Annotated in this window: 16 protein-coding genes; 11 read left to right on the top strand and 5 right to left on the bottom strand. The window is 44.7% G+C overall.

From position 1 onward, the window contains the following. Window positions 1-21: 21 nt before the first annotated feature. From H171_RS08660 to H171_RS08615, 11 genes are all read left to right on the top strand, one after another. Window positions 22-1,029: an ABC transporter permease gene (locus tag H171_RS08660; RefSeq protein WP_100304772.1), complete on the top strand. Its 1,008-nt coding sequence runs from the start codon at window positions 22-24 to the stop codon at window positions 1,027-1,029. 72 nt (window positions 1,030-1,101) lie between these two features. Next, window positions 1,102-2,109 carry an ABC transporter substrate-binding protein gene (locus H171_RS08655; protein ID WP_100304771.1) on the top strand — a complete coding sequence of 336 codons (1,008 nt, stop codon included), beginning with the start codon at window positions 1,102-1,104 and terminating at the stop codon, window positions 2,107-2,109. A gap of 161 nt (window positions 2,110-2,270) precedes the next feature. Continuing rightward, on the top strand, window positions 2,271-3,227 hold the full coding sequence (locus H171_RS08650) for an ROK family protein (RefSeq protein ID WP_100304770.1): 957 nt from the start codon (window positions 2,271-2,273) through the stop codon (window positions 3,225-3,227). 108 nt (window positions 3,228-3,335) lie between these two features. Next, a complete protein-coding gene (locus H171_RS08645) occupies window positions 3,336-4,694 on the top strand; it encodes an MATE family efflux transporter (RefSeq protein ID WP_100304769.1) in 1,359 nt (452 codons plus the stop codon). 96 nt (window positions 4,695-4,790) lie between these two features. Then, window positions 4,791-5,840, top strand: coding sequence for a phosphate acyltransferase PlsX (gene plsX, locus H171_RS08640; protein ID WP_100304768.1), 1,050 nt, complete (start codon window positions 4,791-4,793; stop codon window positions 5,838-5,840). A gap of 34 nt (window positions 5,841-5,874) precedes the next feature. Then, window positions 5,875-6,105 (top strand): acyl carrier protein, encoded by a 231-nt coding sequence (gene acpP, locus H171_RS08635; protein WP_100304767.1) that lies wholly within the window; start codon window positions 5,875-5,877, stop codon window positions 6,103-6,105. Between the two features lie 72 nt (window positions 6,106-6,177). Next, window positions 6,178-6,909 carry a ribonuclease III gene (gene rnc / locus H171_RS08630; RefSeq protein WP_100304766.1) on the top strand — a complete coding sequence of 244 codons (732 nt, stop codon included), beginning with the start codon at window positions 6,178-6,180 and terminating at the stop codon, window positions 6,907-6,909. 46 nt (window positions 6,910-6,955) lie between these two features. After that, on the top strand, window positions 6,956-10,516 hold the full coding sequence (smc, locus tag H171_RS08625) for a chromosome segregation protein SMC (RefSeq protein ID WP_100304765.1): 3,561 nt from the start codon (window positions 6,956-6,958) through the stop codon (window positions 10,514-10,516). Window positions 10,517-10,527: 11 nt separating this feature from the next. Beyond that, a complete protein-coding gene (gene ftsY / locus H171_RS24435; RefSeq protein ID WP_186422696.1) occupies window positions 10,528-11,469 on the top strand; it encodes a signal recognition particle-docking protein FtsY in 942 nt (313 codons plus the stop codon). 3 nt (window positions 11,470-11,472) lie between these two features. Then, a complete protein-coding gene (gene ilvA / locus H171_RS24430) occupies window positions 11,473-12,696 on the top strand; it encodes a threonine ammonia-lyase (RefSeq protein ID WP_186422697.1) in 1,224 nt (407 codons plus the stop codon). A gap of 207 nt (window positions 12,697-12,903) precedes the next feature. Then, a complete protein-coding gene (locus tag H171_RS08615) occupies window positions 12,904-13,371 on the top strand; it encodes a cupin domain-containing protein (protein WP_100304764.1) in 468 nt (155 codons plus the stop codon). Window positions 13,372-13,517: 146 nt separating this feature from the next. On the opposite strand, the gene H171_RS08610 is transcribed toward H171_RS08615, so the two are convergent. The 5 genes from H171_RS08610 to H171_RS08590 all read right to left on the bottom strand — a co-directional run bounded on the left by H171_RS08610 (window position 13,518) and on the right by H171_RS08590 (window position 20,145). Beyond that, on the bottom strand, window positions 13,518-15,047 hold the full coding sequence (locus H171_RS08610; protein ID WP_242976917.1) for a permease prefix domain 1-containing protein: 1,530 nt from the start codon (window positions 15,045-15,047) through the stop codon (window positions 13,518-13,520). Then, window positions 15,031-15,363 carry a PadR family transcriptional regulator gene (locus H171_RS08605; RefSeq protein WP_100304762.1) on the bottom strand — a complete coding sequence of 111 codons (333 nt, stop codon included), beginning with the start codon at window positions 15,361-15,363 and terminating at the stop codon, window positions 15,031-15,033. The genes H171_RS08610 and H171_RS08605 overlap by 17 nt, the downstream gene beginning before the upstream one ends. 250 nt (window positions 15,364-15,613) lie before the next feature. Continuing rightward, the gene (locus H171_RS08600; protein WP_100304761.1) at window positions 15,614-16,729 is read right to left on the bottom strand and encodes an anaerobic sulfatase maturase; all 1,116 of its coding nucleotides are present in this window, start codon (window positions 16,727-16,729) and stop codon (window positions 15,614-15,616) included. 2 nt (window positions 16,730-16,731) lie between these two features. Further along, window positions 16,732-18,354 carry a response regulator transcription factor gene (locus tag H171_RS08595; RefSeq protein ID WP_100304760.1) on the bottom strand — a complete coding sequence of 541 codons (1,623 nt, stop codon included), beginning with the start codon at window positions 18,352-18,354 and terminating at the stop codon, window positions 16,732-16,734. A 30-nt stretch (window positions 18,355-18,384) separates the two neighbouring features. Beyond that, on the bottom strand, window positions 18,385-20,145 hold the full coding sequence (locus H171_RS08590; RefSeq protein WP_100304759.1) for a sensor histidine kinase: 1,761 nt from the start codon (window positions 20,143-20,145) through the stop codon (window positions 18,385-18,387). Window positions 20,146-20,244: the final 99 nt, after the last annotated feature.

Below are 20,244 nucleotides of genomic sequence, written 5' to 3'. Positions count from 1 at the left end.
AAAAGGGCAAGGAGAGGTAACATGAATAGTAAAAGACAGAGTTGGTATAAAAGGCTGTTCGCCGTTCGCGGGATGGGGCAGGTAGTCACAGTAAGTTTAGGACTTATCGTTATGTGCGTTGTTTTTGGCATCATAAACCCTACATTCTTTTCCGGGAAAAATGTTGCAAATCTTTTGCGCCAGATTGCGCCGATCCTGTTAATCGGCATCGGACAGTCCTATGTATTGATCACCGGCAATATTGATTTGTCCATTGGTTCTGTTGTCGGCATGAGCTGCATGATATCTGCGACCATGATGACAAAGGGCATGAATCCATGGGTTGCGGTAATTCTTACCCTGATGTGCTGTCTGATCGTAGGAGTTGTCAACGGCTTACTGGTAGCCAAGTGCAAGCTTCCACCCTTTATTGCAACCTTAGGCACCATGACAATTGCCAGGGGCGTTGCTCAGATAGTCAATAACAACTACAATACCGATGCCATTGGAGACGGGGCAAGGGGATTTCGGGATTTCTTTTATTATGGAAAGGTCGCCGGAGTGTATAACACGGTAATCATATCCATTGTTTTATGGCTGGTATTTAATTTCCTTTTAAGCAAAACAAGGACCGGACGGCATATTTATGCAATCGGAAGCAACATAGAGGCCTCCAAGCTGTCCGGGGTAAATATCGTAGCCACCACTACAAAGGCTTATCTGGTCAGCTCCTTTTGCTCCTGCGTCGTAGGACTTGTGATCTGTGCAACAAGCGGCATGGGTACCATGGATGCCGGCAATGCCTATGAAATGTATGCTGTGGCGGCTTCCGTAATCGGAGGAGTTTCAACTTTGGGAGGCCAGGGAATTCTAATTGGTACGGTAATCGGTGCTTCTATCTGGGGCGTGCTCCAGAATGGACTTCAATTTGCAGGTGCCCCGGTTGCAATCCGAAATATTGTCATCGGCGCCATTGTAGTGATCTCCGTATTGATTGATGTGATTGTACGAAGCGGAAAGCTGGGAAAGAAAAATAAGATAGAACCATAATGATGGTATTGGAGCCTGAGGCTTTGATATAGGCAGATTTTAAATTATCCAATTTTAAGGAGGAAAAGGTTTATGAAGCGGAAAGTATTGGCGGCTATTCTTTCAATGGGAGTGATTGCGGCTATGGCAGGCTGCAGCAGCGGGCAGAAGGAGGCTGCAGCTACGACCGGGGCAACAACAGCAGCTGCAACAGAAGCTGCAACTACAGCTGCAGAAACAGCGAAAGAGGCGGCTTCCGGCGGAGGCTCACACAAGGTTTATCTGATCACCATGGATCAAATGGATCAGCACTGGGTAAACGTGGATGCAGGCGCCCAGAAGGCTGTAAAGGAGCTTGGAAATGTAGATTATAAATGGCTGGCTCCTGATGTAAAGGATGATGCAAAGCAGATTGAATGCATTAACAATGCCGTAGCAGGAGGCGCCCAGGCTATTTTGCTGGCTGCTAACGGCCCTGATGCAGTTACTGCTTCGTTACAGGAAGCTATTGACGCAGGAGTAAAAGTGGTATATGTAGACTCTGCAGCATCTCTGCCGGCGATCCAGACCCTTGCAACAGATAACAAAGCTGCTGGAAAAACTGCAGGTGATGAAATGATCAAAGCCTTAAAGGAAAAAGGAATCGAATCAGGCAAGATCGGCATCGTAAACGTGAATGCTGCAACCGCATCCACAGTGGCCAGAGAAGAAGGCTTCCGTTCTGCATTTGAAGGAACAAAGTTTGAGATCCTGGAAACTCAGTACGGCGAAGGCGATGCTGCAAAATCCAAGGATATTGCTGCAAACTATATTACCCAGGGCTGTGTAGGCATTTTCGGAGCCAATGAAGGCTCTACAGTAGGAACAGGCAATGCCATTCAGGAAGCAGGCGAGACTGTAATCGGCGTAGGCTTTGATAAATCTGATATGATCCTTCAGCTGATTAAAGATGGCTATCTCCTTGCAACCATGGCTCAGAATCCAGATGTTATGGGATATGAAGGAATGAAGACTGCTGTAAATGCCCTGGAAGACAAGGATACAGGAGACAAGAATGTAGATACAGGTGTTTCTGTTCTTACAAAAGATACATTGAAATAAGTGAGATTTAATCGCAGATACATTTTATAACAGGAAAAGAGCAGGGCCGGTTCGCCGGTTCCTGCTCTGTTGGCATATATTACTTAATGAAGGCAAGTTGGCCGTTTGGCCAGCAGCCAGGCGAATTGAACTTACTTATAATAATAGAAGGCTGAGGTATAATGATGCATATCATGGGATTTGATATCGGAGGAACAAAGTGTGCGGTGTTTCTTTGCCGGCTGGAGGGCGATACGATCATATGGATCGACCGGAAGGAAATACAGACAACATCAGACTGGAGAGCAGTGTTGGATATGTTATGCGTTTATGGGGAAAGTATGTTAGAGACCCATGGAGTTTCCCGGCCTGATTGCCGTATTGGAATATCCTGCGGAGGACCTCTGAGTCCTGACCGCATGGTCATCTGTTCTCCTCCTAACCTGCCGGGATGGGTTTCAGTTCCCATTGTTTCTTATCTGTCGGATGAACTCCAGATGCCTGCCAGGATGTTAAACGATGCCGATGCCTGTGCCCTTGCCGAATGGAAATATGGGGCTGGCAGAGGAGCTCTTCATATGATATTTCTCACCTTTGGGACCGGCCTTGGCGCAGGGCTGATTTTAAACGGGCGTTTATATACAGGAACCAGTGGCCTGGCAGGAGAAGTGGGGCACATCCGTCTTAAGGAGGATGGACCGGTGGGATATGGAAAGGCCGGGAGCCTGGAAGGTTTCTGCAGCGGAGGCGGAATCCGGCAGATGGCGATAAATAAGGCGGAGCAGATGGAACAATGCGGGAAAAGGGCTTCCTTTCAGACGGGAGATAAGACAGAAATTACGGCAAAGGATGTGGCAGAGGCAGCCAGGGCAGGTCAAGAGGATGCCGTTAAATTATTAGGAGAGTCGGGAACATATTTCGGAAGAGGGCTGTCCATGCTTATTGATATCCTGAATCCGGAGGTAATAGTAGCCGGCAGCATATACGCAAGGACCCATGAATTCATGGAAACAGCCATGTGGGAGGAAATTCACAGGGAGGCTCTTGCCTCTTCCGCAGCTGCGTGCAGGATCGTACCTGCACAGTTAGGGGAGCGAATAGGGGATTATGGAGCTGTTATGGCTGCTGTTTATGAATAGGTATGCCTGATTTTTTGAAAAGGAGTGACAATAGAAGAGGAACGTGATAAAATAACCCTTGCGCTTCTATAATGGGCGACAATATTTTTGAACAGAGGATGGAAAAAAATGGAAACTGATATGACTAGAGGCAATCCTCTTCCGATCATTTTAAAATTCACACTTCCGCTTCTGATGGGTAATATCTTTCAGCAGCTTTATAATATGGCAGATACCATTATCGTAGGCCGTTTTGTAGGGCCGGATGCACTGGCAGCAGTGGGATCTACCGGTACGATCATGTTCCTGGTCATTGGTTTTTCCCAGGGCATGAGCACCGGGTTTACGGTCCTTACCAGCCAGCGGTTTGGAGCAGGAGATGAAGACGGCACAAAGCGCTCCGTAGCAAATGGGATTATCCTGTCATCTTTCGTTATTGTGCTTATGACAGTCTTAAGTCTCTCCTTTATGAGAACACTTTTAAAGGTAATGAACACACCCGGCAATATTTTCGAGGATGCTTACACTTACATTTCCATCATCTGCATGGGAATTGTTACAAATGTATTTTACAATCTGTTTTCCTCTTATCTCCGTTCCGTTGGGAACAGCCGGATCCCCCTTTTGTTTCTGATGTTTTCTGCCTCTCTGAACGTAGTGCTGGATCTTGTTTTTATAATTAATTTAAAAATGGGAGTGGCCGGAGCTGCCTGGGCAACGAATCTTTCTCAGGGGATATCCGCGCTCCTGTGTATCTTCTATATTTATAAAAAAGTTCCGGTTTTAACTCCAAAGAGGCATCATTGGAAGCTGAATGTGCCGGATACAATGCGCCAGCTTTCCGTGGGAATTCCCATGGCTCTTCAGTTTGGAATCACTGCATCAGGAACCATCATCATGCAGTCAGCTGTTAATTTATTCGGTTCAGCTGCAGTAGCAGCTTATACGGCCGCTAATAAGTTTCAGGGTCTGGTTCTGCAGGGAATGGTCGCCATGGGACAGACAATGGCGACGTATTCGGGTCAGAATTACGGAAAAGGAGACATAGGAAGGATCCGCCAGGGTGTCAGGCTTGTACTTTGGGCAGAGGTCGTTTATTCCGCGCTTTCTTCTGTCATCGTCTGTTTAGTCCTCCCATATGCATTAAGGCTGTTTTTTTCGGGCAATGTGGATATAACGGAAATGCTGCCTTGGGCGAAAACCTATATTTATTTATGTTCTGTTTTTTATATTCCTCTTGGAATGATTTTTATATTCAGAAATACCATGCAGGGGTGCGGCTACGGCCTTCTTCCCATGCTTGGAGGAGTTGTAGAGCTTGCGGCCAGACTGATCACTGCAGGATTGGCGATTCGGCTTTTAAGCTTTCCCTTGGCATGTGCCTGCGATCCGGCAGCCTGGTTAAGCGCCGGGCTGTTCACTGCAATCTCATATGTCTATATCATGAAGAGGGTGGAAAAAAGCAGAGAAAACAAAGGTCGTGTCTGATCTTTTAATTTTCTTAATTTATTATTGATTTATAGTATAATATTTAGTATATTATGTAATAGATTATCTTAGGCGATATGTGAAAGGAGAATCATGATGATAAAAGTAGCTGTTGACGCCATGGGCGGCGACTATGCACCGGTGGAGATGGTTGCCGGAGCCGTAGAGGCGGTAAACGCGAATAAAGAAGTCCAGGTTCTCTTAGTAGGGCAGGAGCAAATTGTATCGGAAGAACTGAAGAAGCATACGTTTCAAAAGGATCAGATACAGATTGTGAATGCGTCAGAGGTAATCGAGACGGATGAACCTCCGGTTAACGCCATACGAAAGAAGAAAGATTCTTCCATCGTTGTGGGAATGAATCTGGTAAAACAGAAGGAGGCGGATGCTTTTGTATCGGCTGGCAGTTCGGGCGCTATACTGGTTGGCGGACAGGTGATTGTCGGACGGATAAGAGGGGTGGAACGACCACCGCTTGCACCGCTTATCCCAACGGAAAAAGGCGTTTCCCTGCTGATTGACTGCGGAGCCAATGTGGATGCGAGACCATCCCATTTGGTACAGTTTGCCAGGATGGGATCCCTTTACATGGAGCATGTAGTGGGAATAAAGAATCCAAGAGTGGCTATCGTTAATATCGGCGCAGAAGAGGAAAAGGGAAATGCGCTTGTAAAAGAAACCTTTCCACTGTTAAAGGAGTGCAAGGATATCCATTTTACCGGAAGCATTGAAGCCAGGGAGATTCCGCATGGCGGTGCAGATGTCATTGTATGTGAGGCATTTGTAGGCAATGTAATCCTGAAGCTTTACGAAGGAGTAGGAGCAACCTTAATCGATAAGGTTAAACGCGGTATGATGGGAAGTTTGAGGAGCAAAATCGGAGCTCTGCTTGTAAAACCTGCTTTGAAGGAAAGCCTAAAATCATTTGATGCATCTCAGCACGGTGGAGCGCCGCTTCTGGGACTGAATGGCTTGGTTGTAAAAACCCATGGGAATTCAAAGGCAACAGAAGTGAAGAACTCCATACTTCAGTGCGTGACCTTCAAAGAACAGGGAATTAATGATAAGATAAGAGAAAGTCTTAAAAAGAATGATGAAACGCCCTCCGGGCATACCGCTATGCCCAAAAAGAATGGGCAGGAATAAGGAAATCAAGAATAGGAGAGAGGAAGGAAAAGAGATGGAATTTGAGAAGCTACAGAACATAATTGCAGAGGTGTTAAATATTGAGCCGGATGAGGTGTCCATGAACTCCACATTTGTGGATGACCTTGGCGCTGATTCCCTTGATGTGTTCCAGATCATTATGGGCATTGAGGAGGAATTTGATATTGAGATTCCAACAGAAGTGGCAGAAAACATCGTAAGTGTCAGTGATGCAGTAGAACAGATCAAGAATGCTTTAAATTAATAGATGTGGGTGCTGCCGGGGACTTTTTGGTCTGTCCGCAGCACCTTCTTTCATAATGAGAAGAGGTGTATAATGAGCAGGAAATTAAAAGAACTGGAGGAGCGTATCGGCTACCGTTTTTCGGACAGCCATCTCATGACACAGGCCATGACACACAGCTCCTATGCCAATGAACACCGGTTAAATAAGCTGGAGTGCAACGAACGCCTGGAATTTTTGGGAGACTCTGTGCTGGAAGTAGTTTCCAGTGACTGTCTGTATCACAAGTATCCGGAAAAGCCGGAGGGGGATTTGACAAAGATACGTGCCAGCATCGTCTGTGAACCGACTCTTGCCTATTGTGCAGAGGATATAAGGCTTGGAGAATACTTGCTTTTGGGCAAGGGGGAAGAAGCCACCGGAGGCAGAGGACGTGCATCGATCGTATCTGATGCTATGGAAGCGCTGATTGGGGCCATTTATCTGGACGGTGGTTTTGCTAATGCAAAAGAGTTTATCCTTCGATTCATCATGAATGATCTGGAACATAAGCAGCTCTTTTATGATAGCAAGACTATCTTACAGGAGATCGTGCAGAGTAAGACGGACGAGCCCTTAAGCTATGAGCTTTTACGGGAAGAGGGACCGGATCATAACAAGGTATTTGAGTCTCAAGTCCTTATAGGCCAGGAGATAATCGGTCAGGGGACCGGACGGACAAAAAAAGCGGCGGAGCAGGTGGCCGCCTATCATGGGATTCTCCGCCTTAATAATAAGGAAACACCCTGCGGGTATACCTCTATGTCCAAAGAGCATGGACAATAATAAGGAAAAGAAAGGGCAGGTCCAGTAGAGCCTGTCGGCGTGAACTATGTATTTAAAAAGTATTGAAATCCAGGGTTTTAAATCTTTTGCCAATAAGATCGTCTTTGAATTTCATAATGGGATCACCGGCATCGTAGGCCCTAACGGCAGCGGCAAGAGCAATGTCGCCGATGCCGTGCGCTGGGTGCTTGGTGAACAAAAGGTAAAGCAGCTTCGAAGCTCCAACATGCAGGATGTGATTTTCTCCGGAACTGAACTGAGAAAACCTCAGGGCTTTGCCTATGTTGCCATTACCCTTGATAATTCCGATCATCATCTGGCCATTGATTACGACCAGGTAACAGTATCAAGAAGGGTTTACCGTTCCGGCGAAAGCGAGTACATGATCAATGGCAGTGCCTGCCGTTTAAAGGATATTTATGAATTGTTCTATGATACCGGAATCGGTAAGGAAGGCTATTCCATTATCGGCCAGGGCCAGATTGATAAGATTTTAAGCGGTAAGCCGGAGGAGCGAAGAGAATTATTTGATGAGGCCGCCGGCATCGTTAAATTTAAACGGCGCAAGCTCATTGCCCAGAAGAAGCTTGAAGATGAAAAACAAAACCTCATCCGTGTCAATGACATCCTCACAGAGCTTGAAAAGCAGGTGGGCCCCCTGGCAAGGCAATCTGAGGCGGCAAAGGAATATCTGCGATTAAAAGAAGATTTAAAAAAGTATGATGTTAACCAATTCCTGATGGAGACCGAGGGAATCCAGGTACAGATGAAGGAAAACCAGGAAAAGGAAACCATTGTAGCGCATGATCTGGAGGAGGCAAAGCAGACATCAGAAGGCATCAGGGAAGAATATGATGTTCTCGATACATATTTAGCGGAGCTTGAAGAGGCTATCAGCAAGGCCGGCAATGAGAAAAATAAATCCAACATGGAAATAGGAAGTCTGGAAGGCCGGATCAACGTTCTAAAGGAACAGATCAATACGGAACAGATGAATGCGGAGCACATTGCCGGACGCATGAGGGCTATTCATGCTGAAATCCAGATGAAAATGTCTCAGGCTGCTACTTATGAGGAAGAACGTTCCCTGATTGCCGACCAGGTGAAATCCGCCGTAAATGAACTGAAAGATGCAGAAGTAGTCCTGTGTTCAGAAGATGAGAAAATCCATCTTTTTGAACAGCAGATTGAGGAAGGAAAGAGCGGCATCATTGATATCCTCAATGAAAAAGCTTCCTTAACCGCAAAACAACAACGGTATGAAACCATGCTGGAACAGGTGAATGTGCGCCGTTCTGAGGTTTGCCAGAAGCTTTTAAAGTTTAAAAGTGATGAGTCGGAACAGGATGAGCGGCTGGAAGCTCTTCAAAAGGAAGCAGATGAGATAGAAGCCAAAATCTCAGAAAGCCAGGAAGCCCAGGCGTTCAGTGAGAACCGGGCTGAGGAGTTAGAAGGCGAGGTCAAAAGGCTTAACAAGAACTTAAATGACAAACAGCAGGAATATCATACCAGTTATACAAAGCTGGAGTCTTTAAGAAATATAGCTGAGCGTTATGAAGGCTATGGCGGCAGCATCCGCCGTATCATGGAGGTTAGGGACAGGATCCATGGCATCCACGGGGTTGTAGCGGATCTGGTCAAGGTACCGAAAAAATTTGAAATTGCCATTGAGACCGCTCTTGGCGGAAGCATTCAGAATATTGTGACTGATTCCGAAGAAACTGCCAAGCAGCTTATTGAATATCTAAAGAAAAACCGGTATGGAAGAGCTACCTTCCTTCCCTTAACCAGCGTTGGCAACAGGGATTCCTTCCGCCAGGACAGGGCTCTTACGGAACCGGGAGTACTGGGGGTTGCGGGTACCCTGGTGGAAGCGGAAGACCGGTATAAAGGCCTTTTAAATTATCTTCTGGGCCGTGTGGTTGTGGTGGATACCATTGAACACGCCATTGCACTTGCAAAAAAGTTCCAGTATTCTTTCAGGATCGTAACACTGGAAGGAGAGCTTCTCAGCGTAGGCGGATCCATGACGGGCGGTGCCTTTAAAAATTCCAGCAATCTTTTAGGGCGCAAGCGTGAGATGGAGGAACTGGAAGAGATCTGCTCCAAGGCTCTTTCTGATGTGGAACGGCTGGAAAAAGAACTGGTGTTAAGCGAGGGACTCCTTGGGGAAAGCAGGGAGGAACTGGAAAAGATCCGGGCAGAAAAACAGCAGCTTTATTTAAGGCAAAATACGGTTAAAATAAATATACGCAGGATTGAAGATAAAAAAGAAGAAATTAAGGAATCTTACGGAGACTTAGAGCGGGAAAACGGCCAGCTTGAAGTGCAGATACGTGAAATCAGTGTCAGCCAGCAAGAGCTTCTTTCAGCCATTGATAAGCTGGAGATACAGAATCAGGATACGGTCGGAGAACTGGAACGTTTAAACGGCCGGCTTGAAACCGCCAGGGCAGACCGTGAGCAGTATTCTAAGGACTTATCGTCCGTCCAGCTGAAAACCTCAAGTTTAAAGCAAAAGGATGATTTTGAACTGGAAAATATCCGGCGTGTAAAGGAAGAAACCCATCGTCTGGAGGAGGAGCTTTCTGGGCTTTCAAACGGAACGCATGGTTCTAATTCCATTATCGAAGAAAAACAAAAAGAAATTGAGGTATTAAAGGGCAGGATCGCGGAAGAAAGGGTATATTCAGAAGAACTGGAAGGCATCATAAATGAGAAGTCCACACAAAAAGAGACCAGTTCCAGAGAGCAGAAGGAACTGTTCCGAAAACGAGAAGAGCTTACGGGAAGGATCAGCCTTTTGGATAAGGAACTGTTCCGTTTGCAAAGCCAGAAGGAAAAGCTTGATGAGTGGATGGAGAACCATGTCAATTACATGTGGAATGAATATGTACTGACTTTCTCCACTGCAAAGGAGTTAAAGAACCAGGAATGGACATCACTTCCAGAGATCAAACGAATGATCCAGTCCTTAAAAGAGGAGATCCGGAAGCTTGGCAATGTCAATGTCAATGCCATTGAGGATTATAAAGAGGTATCAGAGCGCTATGAATTCATGAAGACCCAGCACGATGATCTGGTAGCCGCAGAGGGCACCCTGTTAAAGATCATCGATGAACTGGATACGGGAATGAGAAAACAATTCGAGGAAAAGTTCCGGGAAATACGGCAGGAGTTTGATAAAGTATTTAAGGAACTTTTTGGAGGAGGACGGGGCACATTAGAGCTGGTGGAGGATGAGGATATCCTGGAAGCAGGAATTCAAATCATATCCCAGCCGCCTGGCAAGAAGCTTCAGAATATGATGCAGCTTTCCGGTGGGGAAAAGGCATTGACGGCTATTGCGCTGCTGTTTGCTATCCAGAACTTAAAGCCCTCTCCATTCTGCCTTCTTGACGAGATCGAAGCAGCCCTTGATGATTCCAACGTGGACCGTTTTGCAAAATACCTGCATAAACTGACGAAATATACTCAGTTTATTGTTATTACACACAGGCGTGGTACCATGTTATCTGCAGACCGTCTATATGGTATTACCATGCAGGAAAAGGGTGTTTCAACGCTAGTATCTGTAAACCTGATTGAAGAAGATTTAGAAAGTTAAGGAGGCCGACTATGGGTGAGAAAAAGGGATTCTTTGGTAAGCTGGTTGCTGGGCTGCAGAAGACAAGGGATAACATCATCGCTGGCGTAGATTCCATATTCAGTGGTTTTTCAGCCATTGATGATGAATTTTATGAAGAAATTGAAGAGATCCTGATTATGGGGGATCTGGGGATTCAGACCACCATGTCCATTATGGAGGATTTGAGAAAGAAAGTAAAAGAACAAAACATCAAGGATCCCATGGAATGCAAACAGCTTCTCATGGACAGCATCATGGAACAGATGGATCTGGGAGAAAATGCCTATGAATTTGAAAAACGGAATTCCGTTCTTTTGATCATCGGCGTAAATGGAGTAGGAAAGACCACATCAGTGGGCAAACTGGCCGGGCAGATGAAGGATGACGGAAAAAAGGTGATCGTTGCCGCAGCGGATACCTTCCGTGCAGCAGCCATAGAACAGCTTAGTGAATGGGCTAAGAGGGCCGGAGTGGATATTATCGCCCAGCAGGAAGGTTCCGACCCTGCGGCAGTTGTTTTTGATGCGGTAGCAGCGGCAAAATCCAGACATGCGGATCTTTTAATCTGTGATACTGCAGGCCGTCTGCATAACAAGAAAAACCTTATGGAAGAGCTAAAAAAGATCAACCGGATCATTGACAAGGAATACCCTGAGGCCTACCGGGAAACCCTGGTAGTACTGGATGGGACCACGGGACAGAATGCTCTTGTTCAGGCAAAGCAATTTATGGAGGTTGCTGATATTACCGGGATTATCCTTACAAAGCTTGACGGAACCGCAAAAGGAGGCATTGCGGTCGCTATCCAGTCTGAGCTGGGAATTCCTGTAAAATATATTGGGGTAGGAGAGAAACTTGATGACCTGCAGAAATTCAATGCAAAAGAATTTGTAAGTGCATTGTTTCACGTTGAAGAGAAAGAAGAGGCGTAAAGTATGTTGACATTGGAAAAATTTGAAGAAGCATCGGAAGCCGTTAGCAAAGTTATCCTGGAAACAAAGCTGGTATACAGTGAATATTTCTCCGCTCAGACTGGCAATAAGGTATATTTCAAGCCTGAGAATATGCAGTATACCGGAGCTTACAAGGTGAGAGGGGCTTATTATAAAATCAGCACCCTGTCTGAAGAAGAAAAATCCAAAGGTCTTATTGCTGCCTCTGCAGGTAATCACGCCCAGGGTGTTGCCTATGCTGCAAAGCTGGCCGGCATTCCGGCAACCATTGTTATGCCCACCACGGCACCCCTGATGAAAGTAAACCGTACCAAGGGCTATGGAGCGGAGGTCCTATTAGAAGGCGACGTTTTTGATGAGGCTTGCAATTATGCCTACAAGCTTTCAGAAGAACGGGGGCTTACCTTTATTCATGCATTTGATGACCTGGACGTAGCAGCCGGGCAGGGAACCATTGCCATGGAGATCATCAAGGAACTTCCTACTGTTGATTATATCCTGGTACCCATCGGAGGCGGCGGTCTTTGCACAGGAGTTTCTACTCTGGCCAAGATGTTAAATCCCAAGATCAAGATCATCGGCGTGGAACCGGCAGGTGCCAACTGTATGCAGGAATCCTTACGGCAGGGGAAGGTGGTTTCCCTTCCAAGTGTCAACACGATAGCAGACGGAACAGCTGTAAAATGCCCTGGAGAAAAACTATTCCCCTACATCAAGGAAAATGTGGATGATGTCATCACCATAGAGGATTCTGAACTGATCGTGTCATTCCTTGACATGGTTGAAAACCATAAGATGATCGTGGAGAATTCAGGGCTTCTGACGGTTGCGGCATTAAAGCACATGAACGTGGATAATAAAAAAATTGTCTCTATCTTAAGCGGAGGAAACATGGATGTGATTACCATGGCTTCCATAGTCCAACTGGGCCTGATGCAGAGAGACCGTATCTTTACGGTATCTGTTCTGCTTCCGGATAAACCAGGAGAGCTTGCAAAGATATCTGCGCTACTTGCAAAAGAACAGGGTAATGTCATCCGTCTGGATCACAACCAGTTTATCAGCATTAACCGGAATGCGGCAGTGGAACTCCGCATAACCATGGAAGCATTTGGAACGGAACATAAGAATACCATTATGGCAGCACTTACGGCCCAGGGTTACCGGCCTAAGTTGGTTAAATCAAAAGGGACTTATGCGGATTAAGTTTCCATATTTTCGGTAAACGATCTGACGAATTTTTACATTGTCAATTTAGCAGAATAAGAACGATATGCAAATAAAAGCACGGGGTTACCGTGCTTTTATTATTGGCAGATCATCCATAAATTGAAAACCTAATATTGAATGTTGGCAGGCTGTGTGATATTCTACTCGTATAAAATGATTTAAAGAGCGAAGGGAGAATTTTAATTGGATATCTTTAACGTGGATAAATTGCCTGAACAGTTTATTTGGGATGATGAGATCGGTTTGGTAACAAAGCTATTGGGGGAGGCTGCCGGAAGTCAGAAGATTTATGTGAATATTGATTATGTTCCGCCTAAAGCATACAGTACGAGATATCATAGTCATTCACAGCAGGAAGAGTTTTTTATGATCCTTTCCGGTACTGGAACTTTACGCTTAAACGAAGAGGAGAGAACCATAAAACAGGGAGACTTTATAGCAAAACCGGCAGGGAAAAATATCGCCCATACATTCTATAATTCCAGTGACGAGGTTTTGGCAATTTTGGACATTGGAACTAATCAAAGTGAAGATACTTGCTATTATCCTGATGATGATATGTATATGCAAAAATCTTATGGTTTGAGGCGGGTTTTTAAAGGAACTGACTTAAATACTTCATGGCTCCCGGAGCCGAATCCAAAAGAGTAGGTTTTTGATTTTAATTGTTAACATTAAAACTATCAATATTAAGTTGGTAGTTTTTTTATTGCCGGAATGAAATTAACTTAATATTGATAGTAGTCATAGCATCTTGTATTATAAAATGAAAAGATGAAAATTATTGCCCCGGTCATTCAGCCGGATGTGATTGGCCTGTAATTTACAGGCTCTTCTATTACGTGGTCATAACGGTATGCTGAAAAAACAAGCCCAAGAAGTAACATATTGAGGAGTATGCTTAGCTGCCCCTCTGAAATCAAGGGAAGATTGGGAAAAATCGCATATTGATAACCAAAGTTTCCCAACAGGTAAAATACTCCCTGCCAAAGCAAGCATTGACCACAGCAAAAAGCAAGAGATGAAGCCAGATTCCCATGGATCCGTCTGATGTATGAAAAAAGGATCCAATAAAACAGGCCAATGGTTCCTATCATAGCCAGCCCCGGAAGCCAGCCAAACAGGAAGATACATACAGCAATCAAATAATTATTATGGTAGTGCTGAGGAAGAATATCCCAGAGGGTCACATCATCTGCCTGGTAATGGATATATCGCGGTCTTCCTCCTTGCTTTTCAATTGCCTCCACTTTCTCCTGAAATTCCTGCTGCTGTTTGTCGGTATGAATGCCTACTATGCCAATATGCCGCGGATCACGGGAAGCGAAATACCATGCACCGGTACCGTAATCCATCATTTCCTCCGGGGAGAGTAAAAGGCCGTGAGTAAGAGAAGTTCTTGAAAGCAGCTCCTGAATCAATATTCCATTGTACGTATCATCCCAGGTGGTGTAAATCGCAGACTGTGGAGTTACAAAAGCTTTTATTTTTTCACGGCCGGAAGATGTTAAAAAAAGCGGACTTCCGAGAAGAACAAGAAATGCCAGTGTACAGGAATAAAGATATTTCTTCTTACCGGAAAGAATCCCGCGGTGAATCATAAAACACACGGTTCCAAGTATACTCAGCAGAAAAATGGCTGCTGCAGTATCACTGATAAGATACAGGCCGGATGTATACATGAGAAGCATCCATGTTCCGGCGCACACAAGAGCGGCTGTCAGAAATTTCTTCCTGTTATGGCGGGAACAATACAGCAGCACTGTGATCACTGGAACTAACAGTAATGTGGCAAAATAGGCAGTACTTACAACCCCAAACCGTCTACCGCTAAAGTGTGACAGGAAAAATATCACTATTTGAGCCAGATACAGCAGGCATATAGATGATGCCAGAATCTTTCTGTGCCGGATTAAGAGGGGGTACCCCTTTAATACTGTAAATACAAGCAGAATCCCTCCTGGTATGTAGTAAAGATAGCCATTTGACATCTGCTCCGGCGTCCATCGGAAAAAGCAGGAGAGAACAAAGCCTGTCAGAAGCAGTAAAGCGGTGATGAAGGCAAGTCTAGGGGATTTTTGAATCTTGTGGGCCTCATTCAGTCCGGTACCAATGGCAATTGCATCCCCCATGCCGCGAAGAGCCTTACGCTCTGCATCAGCAAGAGATAGGCCCTGGGATTCATACTCCTCAATCCGGTCCTTAATATGTGATTCCAGCTCCTGATGAATGGAGGGACGTAACGGTTTATAAGAAATCTGGTCAGTTACATCTTCAAGAAAATGGGTGACTGCAGAATCAGAGATTTTTTTATTCAAATAAAACACCTCCCATCACCTGGTTGACGGCAGTCTGGTAAACCTTCCACTCTTTTGATTTTTCTTCCAGCATCTTCTGCCCATAAGAGGTAATTGCATAATATTTGCGGCTGCGGCCATTGTCTGCAGTCTGATGATAACTGGTGACTGCTCCCTGTTGTTCCAGAGTGTGCAGAATTGGGTAGAGTGTGCCTTCCTGAAGCTGAAATACATTCTGGCTTTGCTGTTCCAGTATACGAATTATCTGGTACCCGTACATGCTTTGCTCTTTCAGAAGCTTCAGCACCAGCATAGAAGTGCCGAGAGCCATATAGCGTTTGTCCATAGGATTTCCCCTTTCTCAGAATTTGTCATTCTCCTGACGCTATACCTAGGTGATCTAAGTATTGTAATCATTATACCTAGACAATCTAAGTATGTCAAGTCATCTGAACTGAATTAAACGGAATTGAAGTCAAAGCGATCAGAAGATAGTTCATCCAGACATGCCCAAGACATGCTTCAGAATACAGAAAAGGGGAAAGACCAGATAATGATCTTTCCCCAGAATTTTATATCTTACTTTAAAACGTTTTTCATAGATGATTTAATTTTCTTGCTGTCTGCATAAGCCTTGGAAGACAATGGTCAAAAAACAACTGATAGGATTTGCAGAAGTAATTACGGCAGGTTTTTTCCATGGACATGATACGGTGCCGGTAGCAGCCTCCCCTGCACAGAGCAAAGTAAGAACAGTTCTGGCACTGGCTGTCAGGCGCTTTCTGGTTAGAGAGAAAACCGATTTCCATTCTTTTTTTGTGTATTTCATCAAAACCGGTATCGTTTAAATTCCCCAGCTTAAATTCATCCAGAACAAAGAAGTCACAGGGATATACCTCGCCGTCGGCTTCGATGACGTTTTGGATGCTGCAAAAACCGTTCATGTCACAAGATTCTGCATTTCCGTTCAATAGAAGTGAGAGGTAATTATAAAACTGTCGGATGTAAATTTCCTTTCCGGCGTTAAAATCCTCATACCATAAGTCAAACAGGTCACAGAGGAATTGTCCGTATAATTCCGGTGTAAGAGAATATTCCATAGTACCAGGGGCAGCCTCCAGGGGATCCAGACAGGGAATGAATTGGAGATAAGAAAAGCCCATTTTCTTATAGTATTGATATATTTTTTTGATGGAGGCTGCGGTTCTTTTATTTACCACTGTGAGGATATTATATTCCACTCCATACCTGTTGAAGCTATCCACTGTTTTCATGATGTTTAAAAATGTGGCACTGCCGGTTCCGTTTTTCCGGTAAGCATCATGGGTATGTATGGTCCCGTCTACGGAGATTCCAACCAGAAAATGTTCTCTGGCGAAAAATTCCGCCCATTCCGGGCCCAGATTATAGCCGTTGGTCTGAAGGGCGAAATGTATTTCTAAATTTTTCTTATTATATTCCTTTGATAACCTTACGGCCTGTTCAAAAAAAGGAAGACCGGCCAGAGTAGGTTCTCCTCCCTGAAAAGCAATGGTGCAGGCAGTGTCTGCGTGGTCCAGGGCTTTTTTTAAGACATTCTTTAAAGTTTTCTCTGACATAAAGCCATATGAGCCTTGTGTTCGCTTTTCCGTAATATCGTGATAAAAGCAGTACTGACATCGCATGTTGCACATGCCGGAGGACGGTTTGATCAAAAGATTAACTGGAGGCATAGTTAACTCCCTTCGTCTGTAAATGGATAAGTGACCCGGTTTTCGTGTTCTCTCGGCGATATGCCCGTAACCTTTTTAAATACCTTACTGAAATAATAAGGATTATCAAAGCCAAGCTTATCAGAGATTTCGTACATCAGGTACTGGTGGGTATCTATAAGCTCCATGGCATGCTGAATCTTAACCTGGGCAATATAGTCTGACAGGGTAGTTCCTGTAAGTTTTTTAAAAGTATTGCTTAAATGTCCGGAGCTTATGTTTAAAGCTTCGGCAACATCGGCCAGAGTCAGCTTTTCCATGTAGTGCTCCTTGATGTAGCTTCTGGCCAGATCCACCAGCTTGTCGGAACGAGTGGATTTCCGGTCCTCCAAAAGACGGCACAGCTTCTGACAGAAACTTCTCAGCCATTCCAGAATGTCCTCCAGGCTGTTAAAATGATTCAGCTGCTCTGCAATGTTAATGGTATAAGGAAAGATCTCCTGATAGCTGTCATCCCCTGTTTCAAAAAATGAATAGAGATAGGTGTAAATGTTAATGCAGGCGCTGGTGGCCTGTTCCTTGCGGGGTCTGTTTTCCCGGAACAGGGTGATGATTTCTTCAAAAATGGAAGCCAGCTTTTCACTGTCGTTCTGGCTTATATAAGCGGCCAGATCTTTTTTAAAAACATTGATATTGAATTTTTTTGCTTGACTGAAATGAGAGTTCTGTCCGTCATAAAAAACCACTTGGGATGAAGATTCAAAGTAGTAATACTCCAAGGCCGTCAAAGCTTCTGAAAATGCCTGGGGGAGTTCTGAAATCTTTTCCTTTGTCCTGCTTACGCCGTAGACGGCAGAAAGTTCAAAGTAAGTTTTTAAAGCAACGCTGAACTTCTGGCAGAATTCCCTTATAACGTTTTTGGAAAAGGCTTCTTCTTTAAAAGAGGCTGTAAGAAGAAACGTATCCTGCCGGTATTCCAGAATCGTGTAATGAAAGAAAAACCTTGCTGCGATTCCGCCCAGTATATCCATAAGCTGCCTGCTGACGGAATGCAGATCATAGCTTCCCCCGCCTGCTTCAAAGTCTATGTGAATTGGGCTTAAGGAAAATAGGATGACAAAAGGAGCCGGATACTGCTCCTCCAGTTCTTCGGGAATATCAGATACTGCCTCCTGAGAAAGAAAGAGACGGCGGAACTCTGTCTTTGCCAGATCCTCCTGGTTATTCTTAAGCTGGCTGTCCAGGAGGCGGTTCTGCTTATTGACCAGCAGGTCGCAGGCCTCCTTGGCCCGTTCCAAAGCGTTCACAAGCGCTTCTTCATTCAGATCGATTTTCACCAGATAGTCGGAGGCACCCAGGGATAGGGCTTTTTTCACCAGATGGAATTCCTCTAAGTTTGTTAATACAATAAAAGCAAAGTCACAGCCGTTTTCTTTGCATTTTTCCACCAGATCAAGCCCGCTTAACACGGGCATCCGGATATCCGTTATAACGATATCCGGATGAAGATCCATGATCATCTCATAGGCGGAAGGACCGTTGGTCGCCTTTCCTATAATCGTGCACTCATAGTTTTCCCATATGATCAGGGAAGCGATGCCCGCCAGGATGAGTGGCTCATCGTCTATAATTATAATTCGATACATGCTGTCTTTATACCCCTTTGTCAGCCCTTCTTAAAATTCCAAAGGAAGGGCAATGGTAATTAATGTGTATTGGTCTAATTCGCTTTCCAGCTTTATTCCGTATTCTTCTCCGTAAACCAGCTTTAATCTCCGGTCCACGTTTGGAAGCCCGATTCCGCTCATATTGCTTCTCGTGATGCGGGAAGTATCAGTTAACAGCGTTTCAATGCCTTCTGGAGAAATGCCGATGCCGTTGTCTCTTATCGTAATATAAAGAACACTGTTTTCAGCAAAAACGTGTATCTGTATCAGCCCGTTTCTTCCGCTTGGTTCGATTCCGTTAAAGATGGCGTTCTCCACAATGGGCTGAAGGGTCAGCTTCACAATTTTCGCATCGTATAAAACTTCCTGATCAACCTCTGTGGTTACATCAAAAAGTTCAATATATCGGATTTTCTCTATAATAACATAATTCTGCAAAAAATCCAATTCCTGACGAAGGGTTACCTTTTCGTTGAATCCCTTTGCCATGTTCTTTAGCAGGGAGGACAGGGCAGTGACCACCTGAACGATCCCGCTGTTTTTCTGCATGGTTGCGATCCATTTGATAGAATCCAGTGTATTGTATAGAAAATGAGGATTGATCTGGGCCTGAAGCATTTTAATTTCCAAATCCTTTTTTTCTTTTTCACTTTGAACTCTGGTTTCCAAAAGATCGGAGATCCGGTCAGACATCTGGTTGATCTGCTTTCCTATGCTTCCGATTTCATCATCTGTTTCAATGGAGCGGTCCGGTTCGAAATTTCCCATGGAGATGAATTCCAGACGTTTTTTCAAACGGCTGATAGGAGCGCTTAGCTGGCGGGATATAAACCAGGACAAGGTTAAGCCAATGGTACAGCAGAAAAAGAATATGAGAGCAATGGTACCCCCAATCATGCCATGGTCAAGGTTAAGGTCTGAAATTGGCAGGATCTGAAAAAAGATCAGACCGCTGATTAATTGCCTCTGATAGGATATGATACAATCCTTTCCATTCAGCAAAGTTCGGAAATTGCCCTGAGGGTCTTTTAAGTTTCTAAGAGTGACCAGCAGATCAGAGACATCATAATCCTTTCCATTCACAGAAGAAATGATACTTCCATCTAAAGTGGATGCAAAGATGATCTGCCCATCTCCCATGCTTTCCAGGGTATCGGAAAACAGGCGGGGAGAAATGGCCAGAAATATCCAGGCATCCTCCGGATTACTGCTTGAGGAATATTTTAATGGTCTAAGAAGAGGGAGCAGCTTAGGGGTGTAATTCATTGGAGAAAAAGGGTTGTCCTCCAGGGAGAGAAGATACTGGGTATTTTCTCTGGAAAGCATATCGTGGAACCAGGGCGCATTTTGGATGTCTCTATAATCGAAAGAGGAGCCGTAGGCGTTTCCTGCTTGCAGGATTTCTCCGTTACTATAAAGAGTGATCTTATAGATATATTTGCTGTATCCTGAAATTGCGCAGAAATCCCTCAGTACATTGGAAGCGTACAGCTTAATATAAGCAGCATCACCGTATTCCGACTGTTTTAGGGATGGTGTGTAAAATAAAGACTTTCTTTCTGAACAGGTTACAATGATGTTAACCATTTCCTCATAAGCAACTTCCATCCGGTCGGACAGAATCTGTATGCGGTTAACAGAGTTTTCCGTTTCATTTTGAATGGCATCCTTATAATAGGAATGATAGTTATAAAAGCTTACGGCACAGGCGATACTTATAACTACCAGAAGATTATATAGAAGAAGCTTATACTGGAATGTGCGGGGCATGACAGAGATCCTTTCTAAACCCCGTGAGCAGTCGTCAAAGTTAAACATGCTTGACCTTGATTCGTTGCCTTCACGAGAATAAATTTAATAATATCATAT

It is taken from the genome of [Clostridium] celerecrescens 18A, from assembly GCF_002797975.1.
Lineage (GTDB): Bacteria > Bacillota > Clostridia > Lachnospirales > Lachnospiraceae > Lacrimispora > Lacrimispora celerecrescens.
The sequence above is the reverse complement of the archived record's forward strand: the minus strand, read 5'-3'. Positions and strand labels throughout refer to the sequence as shown.